The following is a 20,361-nucleotide window of genomic DNA, read 5'->3' on the forward strand; positions in this document are numbered from 1 at the left end:
CATCAAAGGCAGAACGGAGAGCGGCCGGTGGAACGAGACGATCTCGGGTTCCTCGGCATCCTGTTCGTCATCGGCATGGGGTTCGTTCTCGTAGCGGGCGCTGTCGGTGTCGCGTTCGCCGGGTGGAAGCGCCGCCGACGCGACCGAGCAGCGGCCGACACGGAAGGAGGCGCGTGATCATGAGTGCGCGCGTGCCGAAGCTCGCCATCGCGTTCGCCGTCGCCGGTGCGACCGTCATCATCGACCAAGTGTCGAAGGCGGTCGCCTTGGCGCAACTGAGTACCACGGAGCGCATTCCGCTACTGGGAGACCTCTTCGGGCTGCAACTGGCGTTCAACCCGGGTGCCATCCTGTCGTTCGGTTCCAGCGCGACTCCGCTGCTGACCGCAGTCGGAATCGCAGCGACGGTCGTGCTCATCAGGAGCGCAATCCGATCCCGTACCACGTGGTGGGCGGTCGGTATCGGGTTCATCCTCGGGGGAGCCATCGGCAACGTCCTGGACCGTCTCTTCGCACCCCCCGCGTTCGGCCGCGGGTACGTCACCGACTTCCTCGCCTACTCGGACCTCTTCATCGGCAATCTGGCGGACGTGGCGCTGGGGGTCGGCGCCGTCGTGCTGGTCGTCGGGCTTCTTCGGCGCCGCCGTGGTCCAGAGGACGACGTCGTCACGACTCCCGCTTCGATGTCACAGGACATGAGCGAAGGATGGGGACGCTCATGACACAGAAGAAGCGGACCCCTTCCACCTATCAGCGGAACGCCCTTGCTCCGAGTCTACTCGCAGCCGCGGTGTTGTTCCTCGCCCCCGTGCTGCTGGCGAGTGACTGGGCCTCGGTCATCCTCTACGTCACGTCGATCCTCGCGGTCATCGTCGGATGGTTCGCCGTGCAAGCGCGCCACTGGTGGTGGATCCCGGTGTTCATCGCCATCGCCGTCCTGTGGAATCCCGTCATGCCCTTCCCGTTCGCCGGACCGGTCTGGACCGGAATCCAGCCCGCGGCAGCAGTCGTCTTCCTGGTAGCGGGAAGCCTTATCAAGTTCCCCCGACCCTGATGTCGGCACTCATCGCTCAGCTCATCGACAGGCCGGAGGGGGCCCGTCGATGACTCCGTGGATCCCCGACGTCGCGCCCACCTTCCCTGACTACTTCGCCGTGGTTCCGGGGGCGCTTCCGGTGCTGCCGGTGGTCGCTGGGCTGCTTGCACTTCTCTACATGGTCGGGGCCGTTCGCATGTGGACGCACGGTCGACGCTGGTCCATCTGGCGTACGTTCAGCTTCCTCAGCGGCTGCGCGCTCCTGGCTGGGACGACCGGTCTCGCCGTGGAGAATTACGGCTACGCGTTGATGTCGGTGTTCATGTTCCAGCAGCTCACTCTGATGATGGCGATTCCGCCGCTACTCATCCTGGGATCTCCGGGCACGTTGCTGCTCCGCGCCACCCCGCACGTAGGGCTGGGGCGTAGGGCACTCGCCGTCGCCCACGCGGGGCTGCGCAGCAGACTCGCGCGCTGGGCTCTGAGCCCATGGGCGGCGCTCCCTCTCTATCTGGCCGCGTTCTACGGCCTGTACCTCGCGGGGTTCGCAGACTCCCTCCTGAGCTCGACCGCGGGACACATCGCCCTCGAGGTGGCGTTCCTCGGCGCGGGCATCATCTTCACAATCCCCATCCTGAGCTCCGACCCGCTACCCGTTCGCCTCAGTCACGGCGGCCGCGCCCTCGATGTGTTCGCCGAAGCCGCGCTGCACGCCTTCTTCGGAGTGTTCCTCATGATGGCCACCACCATGCTCATCACCCACTTCGTCGCGCCCACGCAGGCCATGGGACTCGACCCCATCGAAGACCAGCGGCTCGCCGGCGGACTCGCCTGGTCGTACGGCGAGGCCCCCACGCTCCTGATGCTGATCTACGTCATGCACCGATGGTTCCGAGAGGACACCGTACGATCCCAGGCACAGGACCGGTACGTAGACATCCACGGATCATCCGAGCTGGATGAGTACAACGCTTACCTCCAGAAACTCCGCGAGCGGGACGCCTGAGCAATGTCGACGAGACTCCTCACTGCGCCGACGTCTGAGGCCCGAACGACGAACAGTGATCTCACACGACCACTCGTCGGTGTATGGGTCGCCGTTTCGCTGTCGGCGGTCGGCGGACTCGCCATGGACCTCGCGACTCCCGAGGTCAGTTGGTGGCCCCTCGCGTTCGTCAGCGTCATCCTCACCTTGGTTGCGACCGTCGGACGTAGCGTCGGCGGAGCGCTGCTCGTCGGTCTCGCGTTCGGTGTCACCTTCTACGCGCTTCACCTCGATTGGGTTGGTCAGTTCCTCGGGCCGTTGCCACGCATCGCGTTGTCGGGGCTGCAGGCTCTCTTGTTCGGGCTCGGTGCGGTTCCCATAGCTCTGGCATACCGATGGACGAGCCGCTTCCGCGGCCGTCGCGTCTGGCAGATCGTCGCCGTACCCGCGCTGGTCGGCGGGTTGTGGGTTGCCCGCGAGATCGTGCTCGGATCGTGGCCGTACGGCGGGTTCCCCTGGGTGCGACTCGGGATGACCCAGGTCGAGAGCCCGTTCCCGGAAGCTACATCGTGGATCGGTGTGACCGGGCTCTCGCTCACCATCGCGGTCATCGCTGCGAGCATCGTGCAGTGGCTTCGTATCGGGTTGAGCGCAGTGTCCGTTCTGACGCCCGCTGTCGTCCTGATATTCGGACTCAGCGTGACGCCGCAATATGCGACGACAGGCGCGGGCACATTCGCGGTTGGGTGGGTCCAAGGCAACGGTCCCTCAGGCTACTTCGACGGTAGAGCCTCGGGTGACCTGCTCAAAGCACAGGTCGCGGCATCGGAACCGATTCTCGACCGGAACATGGACGTGCTCGTCTGGCCAGAAGGATCGGCGGAGTTCGACCCGTTCCGCAAACGACAGGCCGCCTCTGAACTGAATCGGATCGTGTCCCGGACGGGGGCGCCGCTTCTGGCGAACGCGGCGACGGCACGAGGCGATGAGACGTTCAACACCTCCTTCCTGTGGACGGCAAACCCCGGCAGCTCTCAAGTCCACGACAAGGTCAATCCCGTCCCATTCGGCGAGTACGTCCCCGACCGATGGTTGTACGAGCGCCTTGCTCCCGACCTCGTCGGGCTGATCCAGCGCGAGTACACTGCCGGCACGAACCCACCCGTCGTGACCGTCGGCGAGACCGACATCGGTCTCGCGATCTGCTTCGACGTGATCTTCGACGACGTGATCCGTGCCGCTGCTGAGCAGGATGTGAAGCTCTACATCTTCCAAACCAACAACGCGGACTTCCGCGGCTCTGACGAGAACCTTCAGCAACTGGCCTTTGCCCGGATGCGTGCCATCCAGACCGGTAAGAGCGTGGTGAACGTTTCCACTGTGGGCACCAGTCAAGTCATAGCCCCGGACGGCGCGATCCTCGACACAGCAGGCGTCGACACGGTCGCTGCCGCAATCACGGATGTGCCGCTCCGCTCAGGCATCGCACCAGGCATCCTCGCGGAGAAGTGGCTCGCGTTGAGCGCGCCATTGCTCGCGTTCGGAAGCCTCGCAACACTTGCCCTCATCGTTCGACGTGCATCGTCGAACGGCCCAGACTCGACCCCCGAACCCGAATCCGGAGGCCCGAACCGTGACCATACATGACCCTCTCGAGCCGAACATTCGACCGGAGCCGCTTCTCACGCGCTCGGAGCTTCGACGCCGAGAGACCGCGTCGACAGCCCCGACTCCGCCAGTCACCCGCTCCGAACTTCGGCGCAGGCGCGAGGCCCTGTCCCATCCGCCGATTCCACCAATCAGCGCATCCGACCATCGACCTCGTGACGAGGGCATTCCGAGCCGAGAGCACGACGTGCTGACTCCGGCGGAGACGGTGAACACGACTCCACCCACCACGCCCACGGAGCAGGTCGCTCGACGCGTTGCGAAGCCCGCTCCTGCGAGGTCCATCGGGCGGCGAATCGGGAGAACGCTCATCGTGGTGGGCACATTGACCGTCGCTTCCTCGTTCATGGTCGGCATGACGATCCCGGCCGAGACCGTCGCGGCGACCAGGACGGATACCACGGCGCGGTTCGCGCCTTCCGAGAGCGACGGATCCGCCGCCGATAGTGACATTCAGGCGTTTGTCGTGCCGGAGGATGCTGCGGCGGAGGACCTTGGTCGGTCGAACGGCTTCAGCGTGACGTCCGTCCCGCAGCTCGCGGCGGCAGCAGGAATCCGTTATTTCAGCGGATCCCTGGTGCTCGATCCCGATGCTGAGGTGCAGTGGCCGTTCCCGGTCAGCGTGCCCACGTCGTCGAGTTTCGGGCCCAGGTGGGGGCGAATGCATGAAGGCGCCGACTTCACACCAGGTGAGGGAGCTCAGATCCGCGCCGTGGCCGGCGGGACGGTCCGTATCGCGACCGAGAACGGCGGGGCGTTCGGGGTCACGGTCTACATTGAGAGCAAGATCGACGGGCAGACGGTGTTCAGCCGTTACGCGCACATGTTGCGCGGCTCCCTCGGAGTTCGTGAGGGGGAGAGCGTCTCCGTCGGCGAAGTAGTCGGACGAGTCGGTAACACCGGACGCAGTTTTGGTGCGCACTTGCACCTTGAAGTCTCGACAGGAGACGGAACTGTCGATCCTGTCGCTTGGCTGCGGGAGCAGACCGGTGAATGAGCTCCGGCGCGTCCCGCTTGATGACCTCGACCTGAGAGGCGGGGCGATGAACACTCATCTAGGGCGAAAGGCGGCGACATCGCCGTTTGCCGTCGGTGTGATTGTCGTGGTCATGGCGTCACTGTTGCTCGTGTTGGGTGTCGCCTGCGCTCCGTATCTGGCGACACCTGATGTATCGACGTCCGTCGGCGTCGACGATCCCTCGGCGCTCGATGCTCGAAACGCTGCGCAGGACGTGCCCTCAGTTGCGTCGGTGGGGGAGCCCTCTGCATCGAGCATGGGCATGGGCCCCGTTGCGTGCGCTCTCGGACTGTTCTGCGGAGTACTTCTCCTGCTCCTCAGCGCTCTGCGTCGGCCAATACCTTTACTGAACCCGGGACGTATCAGGTCTCACCTGATACGTCGACTTCTTCCGAGCATCGTGATGAGGGCCACCGCCCCCTCTCTGACGAAACTCCGCGTGTCGCGGACCTGAGCTTCCTCGATTCACGCCGTCCTGCTCTCGTCACTCGGGAGCGAGACGTGACGTCGCCCCCGGGACCCGCTCCTCGTCGAGCACTGACGGCCGGGGCGCGAGGCATGAGCCCGATTACCAGCGGCTCTGCCCTGCCAACGAGATTCAGATCCGAAGAGGAACCCATGCTCAGCGAGCCCGTCCCCCGACCACCCGCCACCCGCGTCCCCACCGCGCAGGACCACGGCCGACGACGACGTATTCGTCACGCCGTGCTCGCCTCCATACCCGTCCTTCTCCTGCTCGCAGGGTGCGCGTCCAACGACTCTCTCTCCCAGCAATACAGGGATGGCAACGAGAAAGGCTTCATCGCAGGAGACTTCCAAGTCGTCGAGATCCCGCAAGGCGAGCGCGGAGAGCCGGTGACATTCGAAGGGGTCACGGAGACCGAAGAGCAAGTCGCGAGTGACGACTACCGCGGCGACGTCCTCGTCGTGAACTTCTGGTACGCCGCATGCGGCCCCTGCATCGTCGAGGCGCCATACCTGGAACAGGTGTGGCAGGACTATCGCGACGACGGCGTGGCCTTCCTTGGTGTGAACACCTACGACCAACCCGCCACCGCGCTCTCGTTCGCCAAAGATAACGGCGTCACGTATCCGAGCGTGATCGACGTCAACGACGGCAAGGTCAAGCTGGCCTTCGCGCAGGTGACGCCGATCCAAGCCACGCCGACCACCCTGGTCATCGACCGCTCCGGCAGAGTCGCCGCCCGCGTCATCGGTCAGCTCGACAGTGCCTCAATCCTCGCGACGCTCGTCGAGGACGTTATCGAGGAGAGCGTCCCATGAACCCTGGAACGCTTATCGTCGACGGAGTTCTGTGGATCGCCATCCCCGTGGCGATCCTCGCCGGGCTTGTCTCCTTCGTCTCACCGTGCGTCCTCCCGTTGGTGCCCGGGTACCTGGGGTACCTCGGCGGAACTGTGCGGCCAGAACAGGGCAAGAGCGGAAGCCAAGAGTCGCACCGCGGTCGACTGATGCTGGGGGTGGCGCTGTTCATCGCAGGTTTCACGACCGTCTTCGTCGCCGTGACCATCCTCGGTGGTGCGTTCGGCTTCGTGCTGCTGCAGTACGCGAACATTCTCACCAGGGTGTTCGGCGTCGTCATCATCGTGATGGGCTTCGTCTTCATCGGACTCTTCGGCGTCGCGCAGCGAACAATGCGCCCACGGATCGGCAGTCGTGCAGGTCTGGTCGGCGCCCCGTTGCTGGGGTTCGCACTCGGAGTGGGGTGGACACCCTGCATCGGCCCGACACTCGCCGCAATCATCTCGATGTCATGGAACTTGGGTGACCCCGCTCGAGCCGGCCTGCTCGGGCTGGCGTACTCGCTCGGCCTCGGTATCCCCTTCATCGTCCTCGCCGCCGGGTGGGGATGGGCGTCCTCCTCGCTCGCCTTCCTCCGACGCCATGTCCGCACGCTCAACCTCATCGGCGGAGCGATGCTCGTCGCTCTCGGGATCCTGATGGTCTCCGGCCTCTGGACCGCTCTCATGTCCCAACTTCAGCAGGTGATTATCAATGTCCCGCTCCCTCTCTGACCCCGACACCAAAGTCGATCCGCTCCGGCCAGCCGACCACGCCGATACCGGCACAACATCTGAGGTGACGAGCCCGGCGCTCAGCGTGACCGGCTGGCTGCGATGGGGGTGGACACAACTGACGAGCATGCGCACCGCCTTGTTGCTGCTTCTGCTCCTCGCTGTCGCAGCTATCCCCGGTTCACTGTTCCCGCAACGCAGCGCAGACCCCAACGGCGTGGTGCAATGGCGAAGGAACAACCCCGATGCGTTCCCGCTCGCGGACGGCCTTGGACTGTTCGACGTCTACATCTCGCCGTGGTTCTCCGCCATCCATCTTCTGCTGTTCGTCTCGCTCATCGGGTGTGTGATCCCGCGTGCGAAGCACCACTATGTCGCCCTGCGGTCACGACCTCCGCGCACTCCGTCTCGACTGTCGAGGTTGCCCGCTCATCGCGAGAGGTTCATCGCTGGGAAGGGTGGCGATGCTGAGGGGGCTGTCTCCGCGGCTTCCGACATGCTGCGCAGATCCGGTTACCGCGTCGAGCGTTACGACCAGGGAGGCACCTACTCGGTATCAGCAGAGCGCGGCTACCTCCGTGAGACCGGCAACCTCGTCTTCCATGTCGCGCTCGTCGGGGTGCTCCTCTCGGTCGCAGTAGGCGGATCCTTCGCGTACACCGGACAACGAGTCGTGGTGGAGGGGACGACGTTCGTGAATGCCTTGAGCGACTACTCGTCCTTCAACCCGGGACGATTCGTCGACGGCGCGGGACTTGTTCCGTACTCGCTCACGCTCGACGACTTCCGTGTCGCCTATCGACTGCCGGGCACACCGGGCGCGGGACAGGCAGAGAACTTCGATGCGCAGATCACGGTCCGCCAGCCGGGCGAACAGGACAGTGAGCGCAGCGTTCGAGTGAACTACCCGACCACGATTGCGAATGACCGGATCTACCTCCTGGGGAACGGGTACGCCCCGACGCTGACCGTGAGGAACGGTGACGGCGACGTCGTGTTCAGTGAGTCGCAGCCGTTCCTGCCGCAGGACTCGAACATGACCTCCCTGGGCATCATCAAAATCCCGGACGGGCTACCGAAGCAAGTCGGGCTCGTCGGGTTCTTCTACCCCACGCAGGGCACTCTCCCGTCAGGTGCGTTCACGTCCATCTACCCCGACGTCGTCGATCCCGTGCTCACCTTCAACGTCTTCAGCGGGGACCTCGGCATCGACGACGGCACGCCGCGCTCCGTCTACACGCTCGACGTGAGCGGACTCGACCAGGAGACGGGCGGCGACAGTGGCACCGACTCGTTGGAACTCCGACCCGGTGACACGGCTGACCTCCCGAATGGCTGGGGGTCCGTCACATGGGAGATCGCAGAGGAACAGCAACCAGTGAAGCGATTCGCCTCGCTGCAGATCCAACAAGATCCGAGCAGTGGGGGAGTGCTCCTCTTCTCGGTGATCGCCATGGTGGGTCTCTTCGCAGGCCTGTTCGTACCCCGGCGTCGCGTGTGGGTGAAAGCCCGCGACGGGATCGACGGCATCCACATCGAGTACGCCGGCCTCGCTCGCGGCGACGACCCCACGCTGCAACGAGCGGTCGACGATCTCGCACATCGTCACTCGACTTCGCTCGGCGCGGAGCCTGTGAAGCCCACCGGCCACTTCTGACAACGACCAGCAGCACGACACGACCGAAAGGAACCCGTCATGAATCAGCTCAGCCTCGACGGCATCTCCCTCCTCCTCGTCTGGACCGCGATTGCCACCTACCTCCTCGCGTTCACCGCGTACACCATCGACCTCGCGCAGCGCAGCGCCGCACCGGTTGCCGTTCCCGTGCGGAAATTGGCGACCGTCGGCGGGCGTGGGCTGGCATCCTCGTCCGAAGAGGTCGCCGAGGATGTTCCCGGCGCCGACACGGCCCTACAGCGGCCACCCCGACGCTTGTGGGCGCGAATCGGAACCTCGCTCACGGTTCTGGCGTTCCTCTTCCAGCTGGGAGGAACTCTCGGCAGAGGCATTGCGGCCGAGCGGGTCCCGTGGGCCAACATGTACGAGTTCGCGCTCACCGGGACGCTCCTCATCGTCGCCGTGTACCTCGTGGTGCTGCGGCTGTACGATCTTCGATTCCTGGGCGCGTTCCTGCTCGGAATGACCGTGCTGCTTCTCGGAGGTGCGACCCTCGGCTTCTATGTCGAGGTTGTGCCGCTGATGGATCCGCTGAAGAGCGTGTGGTTGGTGATCCACGTGTTCGTGGCCTCGCTCGCCACAGCCCTGTTCGCCCTCGCCTGCGGCGTGTCAATCACACAACTGATGCAGGGCAGGCGCGAGCGCCTCCTCAGCGCCGCTCCAGACACGCGACAGCAGAAGCGCGGTCCTCGCTTCCTTCGAACGATCCCGTCCGCGGACGCGCTGGAGACCCTGGCGTACCGCTTCACCATCGTCGGCTTCATGTTCTGGAGCTTCACCCTCATCGCGGGAGCGATCTGGGCGAACGACTCGTGGGGTCGTTACTGGGGATTCGACGTCAAGGAGGTGTGGACCTTCGTGATCTGGGTCCTCTACGCGGGGTACATCCACGCGCGCGCCACCCGGGGGTGGCGCGGTTCCCGGTCTGCGTGGCTGTCGATTGTCGGGTTCGCAGCAGTGCTGTTCAACTTCACCGTCGTGAACATCTACTTCCCGGGGCTCCATTCCTACTCCGGGCTGACGTGATCCGGCAGGGCCGCGGCGCTATCTCACACGTAGACGCCGCGGTCCTCCATGAAACGCACCGGGTTGGTGTAGCCACCGTTGAGGTACACCTCGAAGTGCAGATGGCACCCGAAGGATCGCCCGGTGTTGCCCGCGTATGCGATGACCTGTCCCGACTCGACCCACTGACCGCGACGAACGGCGATTCCGCCCGGCTTGATGTGTGCATAGCCCGAGCTCACGCCGCCACCGTGCTGAATACGGACGTAGTTGCCGTAGTTCCCGTTGGCGCCGGCGTAGTCGACTGTCCCCGAGTTCGCGGCGTAGATCGCCGCACCGCATCCGTTCGCCAGGTCTGCGCCGTAGTGGTAACTCGATGAGCAGCCCTGGGGTCCGCAAATCGGGGTCCGGGGCCCGTAGCTCGAACTGCGCGCGCCACCATGCGGTCGAACCCACCCTCCGCTACCGGCCTGGCCACCTCCGCCCCCATTGCCGCCGCTGTTCGCGGCGGCCTCGGCGGCCTCTCGTTCCCGACGAGCCTTCTCCTCCGCGGCGCGGGCTGCGACGCCGGCCTGATAACCGGCAACCGTCTGCGCGGTCGTATCCTGAAGCGCCGCGAGCTGTGCCTTCAGCGTCTCGAGGTAGGTGGTCTGCTCGTCGAGCGCAGCCTGTGCGGCGTCTGCGGCTTCCTGCGCCGCTGTCATCTTCTCCTCCGCGACCTGCTGAAGTCGGTCGCGCTCGTCTCGAGCGACGACCGCCTGATCTGTGAGCGACTGCGCCGCGTTCTTCGACGAGATCGCTTCGTCGTAGACCGCACGGTTGTGCTGCATGAACTTGTCGAGCGTTCCCAGTCGCGACAGCAGCTCATCCGATTCGGCTGCGGAGCCTGCGAAGAACAGCTGCAGCGTGGTGTCGTCGCCACCGTTGCGATAGAGCTGCGCGGCCAGCTGTCCGGCTTTCCTCGACGCCTCCTCAGCGATGAGGGTCTGTTCGTCGGCTTGCGCCCTCAGGTCGTCTGCGACCCGGATCGCCTCGAAGTACTGCTGCTGCGCTGCGTAGAACTCGTCGGATGCGAGCAGTGCTGCGGCCTCGGTGTCAGCGACCTTCTGCGTCAGCGACTGAATGAGGCCTTGGATGCGTTGAACTTCGACACCTTTCGCTGCCTCGTTGCCCTTGGCGCGCTGAACGTCGTCCCACGACGGGTACGTGGCGGCATGTGCGATGGAAACGCCGGATCCGACCCCGAACGCTGCGAGCGCCACCACGCTCAAGGCGCCGAGCTCGAAGACGCCGCGGCGATTGATTGGGCGCTTCCACAGTCGATCTCTCTCGGCGGGTGTCGGGGCACAGCCGCAGTCATCAGCAGCCGACGCGGAAGCGAGATCAGCGGCTGTCAGGCGTATCGGACTCACTCGTTTGGCTCCTCATCGCTGGGATATCGCCTTCAAGTTACATCACGAATTCGTGATGTATTGTCAGTTCGGAGAGAGTGTCGCCGTCGTAGACTCACTATGGTGACGCGAGACATGCACTTCGATGCGGCGACGATGCTGCCGTCGAGCGCAGCCGTTCGGCTGGCGGAAGTCATGCATGGCCTCTCCTCTCCGGTGCGGCTGCGGATCCTCACCGCGCTGCGACAATCGTCGCTGACCGTCACCCAGCTCTGCGAAGCTGTGGGAGCTGGTCAGACAGCCGTGTCGAACCATCTGCGGCTGATGCGCGAGCTCGGCCTCGTGTCAGGAAATCGCGACGGGCGCAACGTCCGCTACGACTTGTACGACGACCACGTCATGGCTCTGCTTGATGGCGTGCTTGGCCACGTGGCGTACCTCCCGACCGGTGTCGAGACCAGTCCACGCGAAAAGTAGCCGGCTTTCTCTCTGGTTGGGGCTGTGCCGTGGAGAGAGACGACAGCTCCAGGTCTATGAGCTCTTGCGCGAACTCGCCGAGAGCACCTAGCGCGAGCGCGACGAGGACTCGCCAGATGGCGAGTTGATGCAGGGGCTGAACACACTCGCCGGATCGTCATTCAACATGGCGCTCAGCGCCAACAACCACACCGGCGCGGGCCTCGAGATCATCCGCAGCCACGCCCGTCGTGAAGGCTATGAACCCGATGACAACACGGCACCCCGATCCTCGCCGCGCGCATTAGCCCTCCGATATGTTGTGACCAACATCCCTGAGGAGGCAACGTGACCCCCAGCAGCTTCGACGACGAGCTCGCCGCCGCGGCCGCCATCGTCCGCTCCGAGAACGCTGCCGCTCAGGCGAAAGCAGAGCAGGAACAGCAGGTCGCCGCGCAGGAGCTGCAGTCGCTGGGCGCTCGAGGCGCGATCTGGAACGATTTCCTCGACCTGGGCCGGGAATGCGCTGCCAAGCTACGCCAGGCCGGGATCAAACCGCCGGTGAACATCGACTCCTGGGTGCAAACCCACAGCAGTCGCAAGCCACTGGACAACAAGAACAGCGGCTACCGAGCCTGGCAGATCTTCGCAGGACAGCGCGAGCACGAGGTCGTCAAGACCAGCGACATGCTACTCCGCGAAGACGGGCAGGTCGGATGGCGTCACCTGGACGGGTGGGGCAAGCGATTCATGAAGCAGACCCCCGTGACCCTGGCGAATTTCCCGCACCCGGTGCCGGACCCCTGGCCAGACCCCCCTGCGCACTCGTCCGGGCTGCGCATACATGAAGGCAAGGTCGTCGTGCTCATCGTGGAGTCCTACTTCCTGGGCGACACAACCACCTACCACCTGTTCGACGCCCGCGAAGCGCTGCTCGTCGAAACAGTACGCCTCCTCGACGACAAGTAGGTCTACTGCTCTCTCGTCAGTGGATGCGATGCGGTTGTCGCCACTGACCCCTTCTGCGAGGTTCACCGTGCGATCTGCGCCGTCGACATCTCGATGAGAGTCGGCGAGGATGGACGCGTGGATATGCAGGAGAGGTTTGATGGTGTACTCGATGAGTGAGTCACTCCGGATCGTGGTCATCCTCGACTCTGCCGCATCCAATATTGAGATGGTGAAAGCGCTGAAAGAATTCACCGGCATCGGGTACTCGGAATCACGGTCACAGGTCGCAGCGGGTGCGCCGGTCGTTGTCGAGGAGACGTTCACGAACTCATGGTTCGACAGCCGTGGCGGTCAGCTCGTTGGCTTGTTGACGAGTCTTGCGGAGCAGCGAGTGAGCTTCCGACTGTGGGAGGCGTCGGCTGACGTGAACCCTCAGCTAGAGCATCTTCTTGAGGATGGTGACGAGATCTCGCTCGAGATTCTGAGGAACATCGTGGCATCCAGAGATGCCGCGGAGCGCGGCTAGTTAGATGGTGCGCTCAGCCCTCGCTTGAGCGGGCATCGTTCCCGTGGGAGTTCTGCTGAGTCTTCGCGCCGTTAGTGGGGCCATCGACCCGTCGACCGGCGCCGTCCTCTCCGACGCGGTCGGACAGCGGCGTCGCGCATCGCGTCACCGCCGACGGTGGGCATGCCCCAGAAGCTATCGCCAGCGACGCAGGCGTCGACAACTTCCGAGATCGGATCGTCGATCTGGGCTGGCGTCGCGACTATGAGCATGACCCTGGCTTCTGCGGGGGTGAGCACGATGGAGACTTCGGGTGCACCGACACCTTCTCGAATGACGCACGCGCAGGGCATGGTCTCATGAGCCCCACGCCCAGGCGTCGTGCTTCGCTTTGCGGATCACTTCCTCGAGGCGCCCTTCGTATAGCAGCGTGATGTTGCGGGGCGGATCCGCTTCGGGTACCGCGACGTTCAACCACTGCGCCCACGTCCAGGGGGAGCTCACTCCGGTCTGAAGGACGAGAAGAACGTCCGAAAGACCGGCGACCACCTCGCCGTCGTGCAGTTGAAAGACGGGGAAGAGGTAGACGCCGTCTTCGGTGCGCAACATGATGAGGCGGAGATCGTTCCCAGCCTCCATGACCTCAGCCTCCGTCCGTCCGAGGGTGCGGGCCATGCTGGTCACCGTGTAGCACGGACCGACGATCTCAGCCCAGGGGTTCGGTTCCTCCGCGGTCACGGCTCCTTTTTCGGGTTTCCGGGTATGGCGGCGACGAACGTCTTCGATGAGTTCGTTCAGGGTGCGGCGGCCCTCGATGTAGTTCCAGGCGTCGCGGATCGCATCACGTGTCGGAGCAAGGCCGTCGAGGCGGCAGGAGTGGAACGCTTCGAGGACTCCGTCCAGCCGCTCCTCTCGCGTACGGACGTGGTCATCGTTACCCAACGGGGAATGCCGCCTCTCTCATCTGCTGGACCGTCGGGACCTCTAGGCGCAGTGTCCGCAGGTCGAGGAACGCAAGGCTGCCCTGCATCGTGTCTCGTCCGAAGCTCGCCACGCGGCGCCCGTCGTCGGTCGCGCCGCCGCCAGCAACATGCATATGACCATGCATCAGCAGTCCTGGTCGGATGGCGTCCCAGACTTTGGCAACCCGCTCGCGTGACTGTGCGGACTCTGCGAGCGTTTCGTCGGGGAATCCCATCGGGTTGGACCGCAGCACCTCTTGTACGGCGCGAACGGGCGTGCGGGCAGGGGACTCGTGCGTCAGCATCAGATCAGCGGGACCGCCGCCGATGGCCGCGGCAACGTTTTCGTCGGAGATGCGCTCATCGGGCCACCATCCGGTGCCTTCTCGTCGCCAAAGCCTGTCGACGGAGGCTGCACCGCCGAGCGACAGCACCGACCGTCCGCCAATGGTGAGCCTGGCGGGCCTTGCCAGGAGCCAGGTGAGCTTCGAGACTCGGACGGCTGAACTACGCTGCTCGTCGAGGAGCGGCGTGACGTCCGACCATGGCTCGTGGTTGCCGAGCGTGACATAGATGCGGTCGATGTTCGTGTCGGCGAGTGCCTCATCGACGGCATCGGGATCGATCCACCAGTCGCCGAGCTGCAGGATCGTCGTCACGTCCGGTGCCAGAGCCGGCAAGATACGAGAGAGCGTTCTGACCCAGCCGACGTTGCCGTGCCAGTCCCCGCACACCGCCACGCGCTGATCCGGGAGATCGATGGTCGACGCGCGTTCGAGCGCTCTCATTGTGCCCTCGCTGCCTGCCGTGCGCGCGAACGTTCCCGGAACGTCGGGCCGACTCGAAGGCTGCGTTCGACACCCGGATCCCAGCTGATCCACCCGCCTCGCTTCCATTGGATTGCGACGTGGAGGCGGAATGCGTGATGGATCGTGGCGCGAACGGGGTAGGTCAGACCCGCAGGCCACTCGGGGTGCAGCTGGTCATGCGGGAAAAGCTCGGAGAATAGCTCGGAGAACGTCGGTCCGCGGCCGGTGCGTCGCCGCACGCGGGCGATGAAGATGGCCGCGGTCAGGCCCATTTCGTTGGCTCGCTCCTCATCGGTGAGCGCTCTGAACGCCGCGATCCAAGCGTCGGGAGCCTCGACCTCTGTGGCGCTCCACCAGATCGGTCGGGAATCAGTCACTGCTACTCAACAATCGGGGTCGACCTGAACGGGACCTACGCATCGAGGCGACCCGGAGCCGATGCGCAGCGGCACACGTGCAGGTCGAGACGCGAGATCGCGCCAGTCGATGGAGTGAATGTTTCGTATGGCTGTGGAAATTATGCCACATAGAAAAGGCTATATAGCCGAGCCTTTCCCGAAAGGCTTGGCCAGTGGTTCGAAAGAAGGCGGGCGTGACCGAGGGGTGGCAGGAGTTTGCCATAGAACTCGGTCACCAGATCCGCCGTCTTCGGGTGGCGAAGGAGCTGTCTCAGGAAGCGCTCGCGTTCCGTGCAGGACTCACGCGCTTCACCGTCCAGCGGTATGAGGCAGGCGAAGGTCAAACCGGATCGCCCGCGAACCCCTCCTTGCGGACTGTCGTTGCGCTCTCCCAGGTGCTGGATGTGCCCGTGGAGGAACTCCTTCCCGCCAATCGGCCGGACGTCACTATCCGATAGCTCGCTCCTCGGACGAATCCAGGGGATCGCGTGAACTCGGCGCTGGCGTATGCGGTGGCCGTCCGAGTGCACCCGGGATCGCGCATTGAGTCGACGACGCACTCCTGCCGGAGTATGCCGAGAAACGCCCATGAGCTTGCATGCTGTCCTAAGGCCGGATGCAGCGTCATTGGTGCGGCGGACGACAGCGGCGGGTCTGCTCCGACCTGCGGGGACGTCCTCCGCTGTGAGCGAGGTATCAGGGGCCGGGATGAGCGAGGAACTGACCGTACGTGCGTTGCGCTTCGGCGATGAACTCCGCAGGGGACGACGCCGTGATCAAGATTGCCGCGTCGGGGTCCTGATGGGTGTAGAGGCGGCCGATCCTCGATGTCTGCATGAACACGCCTAGGGCGCCGCGGGTCGGATCCTCGCCAGGCAACACGTACCAAGACGGGCCGCCGAACACGGTCGTTCGGTCGGCGACGAAATGGAAACCGTCCGCGTCGCCGGCTGCCCGAAGAGTGAGGCCGCCAACAGTGGCGACGGGTGAGAATGAGGTGAGCGCTTGCATGGAGGTCATGACACGAAAGCCGATGTCGGACTCGTAGACTGTTCCGATCCAGTCGGTAGCGAAGCGCTCCGCGAAGATGTTGTAAGCGTCCTCGTCACCGTCCCAGGCAATACCGCGATTCGTGCGTTGGTAGGCCATTCCGTCATAGACCGACCAGAGGCGGGGCGGGTTGAGCGCGGCGACGATGAAGCCTGCCCATGTGTCTTCGCAGAGACTGGCGAGGAGCTCGTCCAGCGGATAGTCGCGGTAGTAGGCGAGGTCGCGAAGACGCGCGTCGGGTTCTGTGCCGCTGAGAGCAACGGCGAGATCTGGGCGCAGGATGGCGATCTTCGGGATGGTGTGATCGTCCGGTTCGCGTACTTGCCCGTCTTCCCAGGTGACGAGGGTGTCGCTGACGATGTGGATGTTGTCGCCGTCGATGTAGCCCACGATAAGTGTCATTGAGGTACCAACCGGATTCGGTTGTCCCGAGCGGGTTGGAGTCGTCTGGACGCCGCGAGCATGCAAGCACCGTACCGTGCATCGGCGCGGTGAGGGGGTAGCTGCCCGCAGTGGTGAAGCGCGACGTTGTCGCATGGTGCGTGTGAACCACGCTCCGACGTGCGAGAGCGCGCTGACTCATCGCCCTCACAAGTCCGCACGCCATGTGTGTGTGTCCCAAGAAGGCTCTACTCTCGGATCATGCTTGAAGCTGCTGCTGCCATCGGGGGAGTTACTCGCGCCGTGAAGCCCGCCACCGCAATCGGTCGGCGTGCGCTGCAGCGATTGCGCTTGCGCGGTACCTTCGACATCCGATGGATCGAGCTCGACGATGAATACGGGCTCACGGCGGAGGACGTTGGAGACCTAGAGGCCTTTCTTGACAGTAGGGAGGGCCGCGCGATCCTCAGCGCCCTCGCTCTCACACTCCTCACTCCCTCCTCCTCGGTGCGAGTCTCTTCGCTCGCGACGGTCCAAGGGGTCTTCTCCAACAGTGCGCAGAAGTGGTGCGCCATGCATTCGAGCAAGTGGTATCCGGGGCGGGATTCGATATGGAACGACCTGGTCCGCATATACGACAACGCCACGCCAGCGGGTCAGGAGCTTGCTGACGCTGCAGCCGAGTATGAGGACTTTCTTCGCACACCGGTGGGGCGCAGCTCCGGGGCGGAGTCCGGCGCAGCCTCGCGGGTCCGGTATGTGGAGCGCCTCGCGGAGCTGTGCGGCGACATCGACAGGGTCGCAGACGCCGTCACGCTCGCGGATCGGGTCAAGGCATCCATAGCCAGCGCTCCGGCGCCTCCCATCATCACCTACACGAACTCGTCCACGCGAGCGACATTCGGCGACCTCTATGTGGGTCGCACACTGATCGATAAGAGCACCAGTGCGGTGGTGGATGGCCTTCAACTCGGCGAGCGAGGGACGCCGTACCGCGTCGTGGTCCACGGGGCCCCTGGGGCAGGGAAGAGCACGTTCGTGCGCAACCTGCGTCAAGAGCTGAGCAAGGATCCGGACGGTCAGCCAGTCCTGATGCTCACCTGTCGGGCCTACTTCCCAGGTGCGAAAGACCTCAGCATCGTTGAGTACCTCCGGGGAGAGCTGGAGGCTTCCTCGAGCATCGAACTCTCAACCGCCGACCTACACGACGCGTGGACGCTAGGTCTCATGGTCGTGATCTTCGACGGGCTCGACGAGGTAACCGACATCCATCAGCGCATCGAGATGGTTCATCGCATCTCCTCGTTCGCAGGCGAGTTTCCAGCGGTACCGGTTCTTGTCACATCCCGCTCAATCGGGTATGAGCGCGCGCCGCTACCGTCGAACACTTTTGACACTCTGGCGCTCGATGAGTACTCGCCCACGCAAACGCGCGAGTACATCCAGAAATGGTTCTCATTCGTTGAGCGTCCGGACCTGGTGCCCGACTTCATGAGCGAGTCGGAGTCGGTGGCAGACCTCAAGAAGAACCCGCTGCTTCTCTCGCTCCTTTGCATCCTGTACAGGGAGAGGGGATCAATTCCGCGCCGCCGGCGCGACATCTACGCCAACTGCGCCGACCTGCTGTTCCACAAATGGGACTCACATCGGCACATCAACCAGCCAGAAGAGCTTCACACTAACGGCGACCGCATCATGCAAGAGCTTGCGCGGTGGGTCTACAAATCGCAGGCCGCGCAGAACGGACTATCTGAGAAGGTGATCACGAAGACCATCGGCCAGTATCTCTGCGACACGGCGGGTGTCGAAGAAGGCGAAGCCCGACGACGCGCCGCCGAGTTCCTCGCGTTCTGTGCGGATCGGGCCTGGCTACTGGGGACGACCGGGACGGACCACGGCGAGCGGCTCTTCGGCTTCACTCACCGCACCTTCTTCGAGTACTTCGCTGCTGAAGCAATCTCTCGGGGAAGTGGAGATCCCGAGAGTATCGCTGAGACCTTGATCGAAGCGCACAAGCGTGACGCAACCACCGTGCTTCCGGAGTTACTGCTCCAGGCCATTGACGAACGACTAGAGCGTGGCGCAGCCGAAACGTTCAAGCGCGTGTGTGACCGGACCGATGATGAGGTTCTAATACTTCGGCTGATGGAAGGTGTATCGCTGCCCGCGCCCACCCGAGCGAAAGGGTTCGACCGGATTCTCGATCTGTGGCGTGCGAAGCGGGAAATGCCCTGGCCGGCGGTTCGCGCGCTACTGTCGCTCAACAGGGATGCGAGAGACCAGTTCATTCGTGACTACGTAGTAGCCGATGAGGCGCCGGGGCGGAGCCTCTTCGCTGGAGCATGGGCAACGCTCGACCTTCGAGGTGTGACGCACCGATACGCGGAACCATGGAAGGCGGCGGTTGCCGCGCTGACGCCTGATGACTCGCACGACGGAACTTGGTATCGCGGTGCGGTTTCCGTCTGGAACTGGCTCCATCGCGAAGCGCCACTGCCGCCCGCGGAGCGGTCCGCCTACACGGTAAAAGGGGCTTTTGGGTCCTGCATCGGGACTCTGTGGATAAGCCTCGAACAAGCCCACATGGCGTCTGCGTCTGTCGCTCGCTCCGATCTCGACGAGGTATTTCAGCACGCAATAAGTACCGCGCGAGCAAGACGAGTTCTAGATGCTCCGACCACGCTTGCGCTGGTCGACCTCGTGTTCGAGCGCGTTGAGGGGCGGGCGTTCCCTGACGGCAGGCGACTCGAGGGTGATGCGTTGTGGGCATACCTCTACGTGCTCGGGATCATTTACGAGACGCGTATCTATGACGAGCCAGAAGTAGTGGAGGAACTCGCGCCGGGCTTGCCGCGTCTGGGCCGGGACTTGTGGGCCCTGCGAACAGCCGCCGCGGAGAAGGACAGGACATCGAGAGCGGACCTTCCCGTCTCTCTTAGTCGAGCCCCGAGATGGATCCAAGACTGGGGGCTCGGGAAACGCGCGTTCACCTTCTACGGAGGTTAAGCCGCGGACGGGGTCGGGCGAGAGGGGCCGTAGAGCGGTCCATGACTGAGTAACATCAAAGAACCATGGACCTGTTCGTATCGTACGCATGGACGTCACCCGCGCATCGGCAATGGGTCCGGCTACTCTGCAGTTCGCTGCACCTACTGGGATATGACGTTCGAGTCGATCAAGACGTCGACTATGGGAACGGCCTGAGCGGGTTCATGCGCTCGCTCGCTGACGCGAGGCATGTCCTGCTAATAGCCGATGACAACTACGTCAACCGGGCCAACGGAGACGCGAGTTCCGGTGTGGCTGTTGAGAACCGATGGATCCGAGACGCCTTCGACCAACACCCGCCCAACTGGGCCTCCGTGGTCTTCGTCAACAACCCGACCTTTCGACTCCCCGATTGGCTGAGCAACCACAATCCGCTGTCTTTCGATTTCAACTCGTCCGCGGACGCAGTGAATTTCCCTGGTTCGGAACAACTAGACGACCTATGGCGATGGGTGGAAGGCCTCCCGCGGGACAAGACCAACGCTGTCCCCATCAGCACGCAAATTGCGCGAGCAGCCAGACTCGAGCGAATCCGTGGCCTCCGCGATCCGGGACTGCGTCGCAGCCCAACTGTCCAAGACGAGGTCGACTTCGTATTTGGCGAGAGCGTCGATTCAGTGTTCACGCTCGGTCAGGGTGACTTCGAGTTCCCCTTCCAAGTCTCCGCGTGCGCGTTCAATAGCGTTTACGTGTACTCAGACAGGCTCTCCGCCATCGGACTCTTGCGTACCCCGGAACAACTGGCTGAACCGAGCGACGCACTCCTTTCTGCTGGCCGCACGCTGGCCCCGACAGTCGGGCAAGGTGTGCTGCTACTCAACGACAAGGGCGCACTGTGCACGGTTCGGATTCTTGAGGTGCAGCGAGAGATCAACGACGGGTACGAGTACGTTCCGGCGCGAGTTCGATTCACGTACTCCATCGATCTCGACCGATAGAAGACCGACGCGCGCGTTCGGTGCTGCCGGTCCTGAGCGAGCTGAC

General features: G+C 64.0%; 21 protein-coding genes. 17 read left to right on the top strand and 4 right to left on the bottom strand.

The genetic code is table 11. From position 1 onward, the window contains the following. Positions 1-27 precede the first annotated feature (27 nt). The 10 genes from DW309_RS19810 (at position 28) to ccsB (ending at position 9,447) form a co-directional block, all read left to right on the top strand. Positions 28-177 (top strand): hypothetical protein, encoded by a 150-nt coding sequence (locus tag DW309_RS19810; RefSeq protein ID WP_156149084.1) that lies wholly within the window; start codon positions 28-30, stop codon positions 175-177. A gap of 2 nt (positions 178-179) precedes the next feature. Then, entirely contained in the window at positions 180-722 is a 543-nt protein-coding gene (locus DW309_RS18215) for a signal peptidase II (RefSeq protein ID WP_136046210.1), read from the top strand. After that, positions 719-1,054, top strand: coding sequence for a DUF6804 family protein (locus DW309_RS18220; RefSeq protein WP_045262820.1), 336 nt, complete (start codon positions 719-721; stop codon positions 1,052-1,054). The genes DW309_RS18215 and DW309_RS18220 overlap by 4 nt, the downstream gene beginning before the upstream one ends. A gap of 49 nt (positions 1,055-1,103) precedes the next feature. Then, the gene (locus DW309_RS18225; protein ID WP_136046178.1) at positions 1,104-2,042 is read left to right on the top strand and encodes a cytochrome c oxidase assembly protein; all 939 of its coding nucleotides are present in this window, start codon (positions 1,104-1,106) and stop codon (positions 2,040-2,042) included. A gap of 3 nt (positions 2,043-2,045) precedes the next feature. Beyond that, on the top strand, positions 2,046-3,668 hold the full coding sequence (gene lnt, locus DW309_RS18230) for an apolipoprotein N-acyltransferase (RefSeq protein WP_136046179.1): 1,623 nt from the start codon (positions 2,046-2,048) through the stop codon (positions 3,666-3,668). A 337-nt stretch (positions 3,669-4,005) separates the two neighbouring features. Further along, positions 4,006-4,686 carry a M23 family metallopeptidase gene (locus DW309_RS18235; RefSeq protein WP_136046180.1) on the top strand — a complete coding sequence of 227 codons (681 nt, stop codon included), beginning with the start codon at positions 4,006-4,008 and terminating at the stop codon, positions 4,684-4,686. A gap of 639 nt (positions 4,687-5,325) precedes the next feature. Further along, entirely contained in the window at positions 5,326-5,991 is a 666-nt protein-coding gene (locus DW309_RS18240) for a redoxin family protein (RefSeq protein WP_136046181.1), read from the top strand. After that, positions 5,988-6,743: a cytochrome c biogenesis CcdA family protein gene (locus DW309_RS18245; protein WP_136046182.1), complete on the top strand. Its 756-nt coding sequence runs from the start codon at positions 5,988-5,990 to the stop codon at positions 6,741-6,743. The genes DW309_RS18240 and DW309_RS18245 overlap by 4 nt, the downstream gene beginning before the upstream one ends. Next, positions 6,724-8,400 carry a cytochrome c biogenesis protein ResB gene (resB, locus tag DW309_RS18250; RefSeq protein WP_136046183.1) on the top strand — a complete coding sequence of 559 codons (1,677 nt, stop codon included), beginning with the start codon at positions 6,724-6,726 and terminating at the stop codon, positions 8,398-8,400. The genes DW309_RS18245 and resB overlap by 20 nt, the downstream gene beginning before the upstream one ends. Before the next feature lie 39 nt (positions 8,401-8,439). After that, positions 8,440-9,447, top strand: coding sequence for a c-type cytochrome biogenesis protein CcsB (ccsB, locus tag DW309_RS18255; protein WP_136046184.1), 1,008 nt, complete (start codon positions 8,440-8,442; stop codon positions 9,445-9,447). Positions 9,448-9,470: 23 nt separating this feature from the next. Here ccsB and DW309_RS18260 read toward each other — a convergent pair whose 3' ends face one another. Continuing rightward, positions 9,471-10,829 (bottom strand): peptidoglycan DD-metalloendopeptidase family protein, encoded by a 1,359-nt coding sequence (locus tag DW309_RS18260; RefSeq protein ID WP_136046211.1) that lies wholly within the window; start codon positions 10,827-10,829, stop codon positions 9,471-9,473. 108 nt (positions 10,830-10,937) lie between these two features. Here DW309_RS18260 and DW309_RS18265 point away from each other — a divergent pair, with 108 nt between their 5' ends. The 4 genes from DW309_RS18265 to DW309_RS18280 all read left to right on the top strand — a co-directional run bounded on the left by DW309_RS18265 (position 10,938) and on the right by DW309_RS18280 (position 12,750). After that, positions 10,938-11,294, top strand: coding sequence for an ArsR/SmtB family transcription factor (locus tag DW309_RS18265; protein WP_136046185.1), 357 nt, complete (start codon positions 10,938-10,940; stop codon positions 11,292-11,294). A gap of 127 nt (positions 11,295-11,421) precedes the next feature. Further along, positions 11,422-11,625 carry a hypothetical protein gene (locus DW309_RS18270; protein WP_136046186.1) on the top strand — a complete coding sequence of 68 codons (204 nt, stop codon included), beginning with the start codon at positions 11,422-11,424 and terminating at the stop codon, positions 11,623-11,625. Continuing rightward, positions 11,622-12,242 carry a hypothetical protein gene (locus DW309_RS18275; protein ID WP_136046187.1) on the top strand — a complete coding sequence of 207 codons (621 nt, stop codon included), beginning with the start codon at positions 11,622-11,624 and terminating at the stop codon, positions 12,240-12,242. The genes DW309_RS18270 and DW309_RS18275 overlap by 4 nt, the downstream gene beginning before the upstream one ends. A 151-nt stretch (positions 12,243-12,393) precedes the next feature. Then, positions 12,394-12,750 (top strand): hypothetical protein, encoded by a 357-nt coding sequence (locus tag DW309_RS18280; protein WP_136046188.1) that lies wholly within the window; start codon positions 12,394-12,396, stop codon positions 12,748-12,750. A 336-nt stretch (positions 12,751-13,086) separates the two neighbouring features. On the opposite strand, the gene DW309_RS18285 is transcribed toward DW309_RS18280, so the two are convergent. Then, positions 13,087-13,671 (bottom strand): antitoxin VbhA family protein, encoded by a 585-nt coding sequence (locus DW309_RS18285; RefSeq protein WP_136046189.1) that lies wholly within the window; start codon positions 13,669-13,671, stop codon positions 13,087-13,089. Beyond that, on the bottom strand, positions 13,664-14,479 hold the full coding sequence (locus DW309_RS18290) for a metallophosphoesterase family protein (protein WP_136046190.1): 816 nt from the start codon (positions 14,477-14,479) through the stop codon (positions 13,664-13,666). The genes DW309_RS18285 and DW309_RS18290 overlap by 8 nt, the downstream gene beginning before the upstream one ends. A 613-nt stretch (positions 14,480-15,092) precedes the next feature. Here DW309_RS18290 and DW309_RS18300 point away from each other — a divergent pair. After that, a complete protein-coding gene (locus DW309_RS18300; protein WP_136046192.1) occupies positions 15,093-15,356 on the top strand; it encodes a helix-turn-helix transcriptional regulator in 264 nt (87 codons plus the stop codon). Between the two features lie 238 nt (positions 15,357-15,594). Here DW309_RS18300 and DW309_RS18305 read toward each other — a convergent pair whose 3' ends face one another. Next, a complete protein-coding gene (locus tag DW309_RS18305) occupies positions 15,595-16,338 on the bottom strand; it encodes a hypothetical protein (protein WP_136046193.1) in 744 nt (247 codons plus the stop codon). Positions 16,339-16,590: 252 nt separating this feature from the next. Between DW309_RS18305 and DW309_RS18310 the strand changes: the two genes are divergently transcribed. Both DW309_RS18310 and DW309_RS18315 read left to right on the top strand, forming a co-directional pair. After that, positions 16,591-19,335 (top strand): NACHT domain-containing protein, encoded by a 2,745-nt coding sequence (locus DW309_RS18310; protein ID WP_136046194.1) that lies wholly within the window; start codon positions 16,591-16,593, stop codon positions 19,333-19,335. A 65-nt stretch (positions 19,336-19,400) separates the two neighbouring features. Continuing rightward, positions 19,401-20,315 (top strand): TIR domain-containing protein, encoded by a 915-nt coding sequence (locus DW309_RS18315; protein WP_136046195.1) that lies wholly within the window; start codon positions 19,401-19,403, stop codon positions 20,313-20,315. Positions 20,316-20,361: the final 46 nt, after the last annotated feature.

Source organism: Microbacterium sp. K41 (assembly GCF_004794395.1).
GTDB lineage: Bacteria > Actinomycetota > Actinomycetes > Actinomycetales > Microbacteriaceae > Microbacterium > Microbacterium sufflavum.

Bases quoted from the DNA above. Each gene is read 5' to 3' on its own strand.
- DW309_RS18215 (WP_136046210.1), top strand. From the start codon at position 180: ATGAGTGCGCGCGTGCCGAAGCTCGCCATCGCGTTCGCCGTCGCCGGT.
- DW309_RS18220 (WP_045262820.1), top strand. From the start codon at position 719: ATGACACAGAAGAAGCGGACCCCTTCCACCTATCAGCGGAACGCCCTT.
- DW309_RS18225 (WP_136046178.1), top strand. From the start codon at position 1,104: ATGACTCCGTGGATCCCCGACGTCGCGCCCACCTTCCCTGACTACTTC.
- lnt (WP_136046179.1), top strand. From the start codon at position 2,046: ATGTCGACGAGACTCCTCACTGCGCCGACGTCTGAGGCCCGAACGACG.
- DW309_RS18240 (WP_136046181.1), top strand. From the start codon at position 5,326: ATGCTCAGCGAGCCCGTCCCCCGACCACCCGCCACCCGCGTCCCCACC.
- DW309_RS18245 (WP_136046182.1), top strand. From the start codon at position 5,988: ATGAACCCTGGAACGCTTATCGTCGACGGAGTTCTGTGGATCGCCATC.
- resB (WP_136046183.1), top strand. From the start codon at position 6,724: ATGTCCCGCTCCCTCTCTGACCCCGACACCAAAGTCGATCCGCTCCGG.
- ccsB (WP_136046184.1), top strand. From the start codon at position 8,440: ATGAATCAGCTCAGCCTCGACGGCATCTCCCTCCTCCTCGTCTGGACC.
- DW309_RS18265 (WP_136046185.1), top strand. From the start codon at position 10,938: ATGGTGACGCGAGACATGCACTTCGATGCGGCGACGATGCTGCCGTCG.
- DW309_RS18270 (WP_136046186.1), top strand. From the start codon at position 11,422: ATGCAGGGGCTGAACACACTCGCCGGATCGTCATTCAACATGGCGCTC.
- DW309_RS18280 (WP_136046188.1), top strand. From the start codon at position 12,394: ATGAGTGAGTCACTCCGGATCGTGGTCATCCTCGACTCTGCCGCATCC.
- DW309_RS18290 (WP_136046190.1), bottom strand. From the start codon at position 14,479: ATGAGAGCGCTCGAACGCGCGTCGACCATCGATCTCCCGGATCAGCGC.
- DW309_RS18310 (WP_136046194.1), top strand. From the start codon at position 16,591: ATGCTTGAAGCTGCTGCTGCCATCGGGGGAGTTACTCGCGCCGTGAAG.
- DW309_RS18315 (WP_136046195.1), top strand. From the start codon at position 19,401: ATGGACCTGTTCGTATCGTACGCATGGACGTCACCCGCGCATCGGCAA.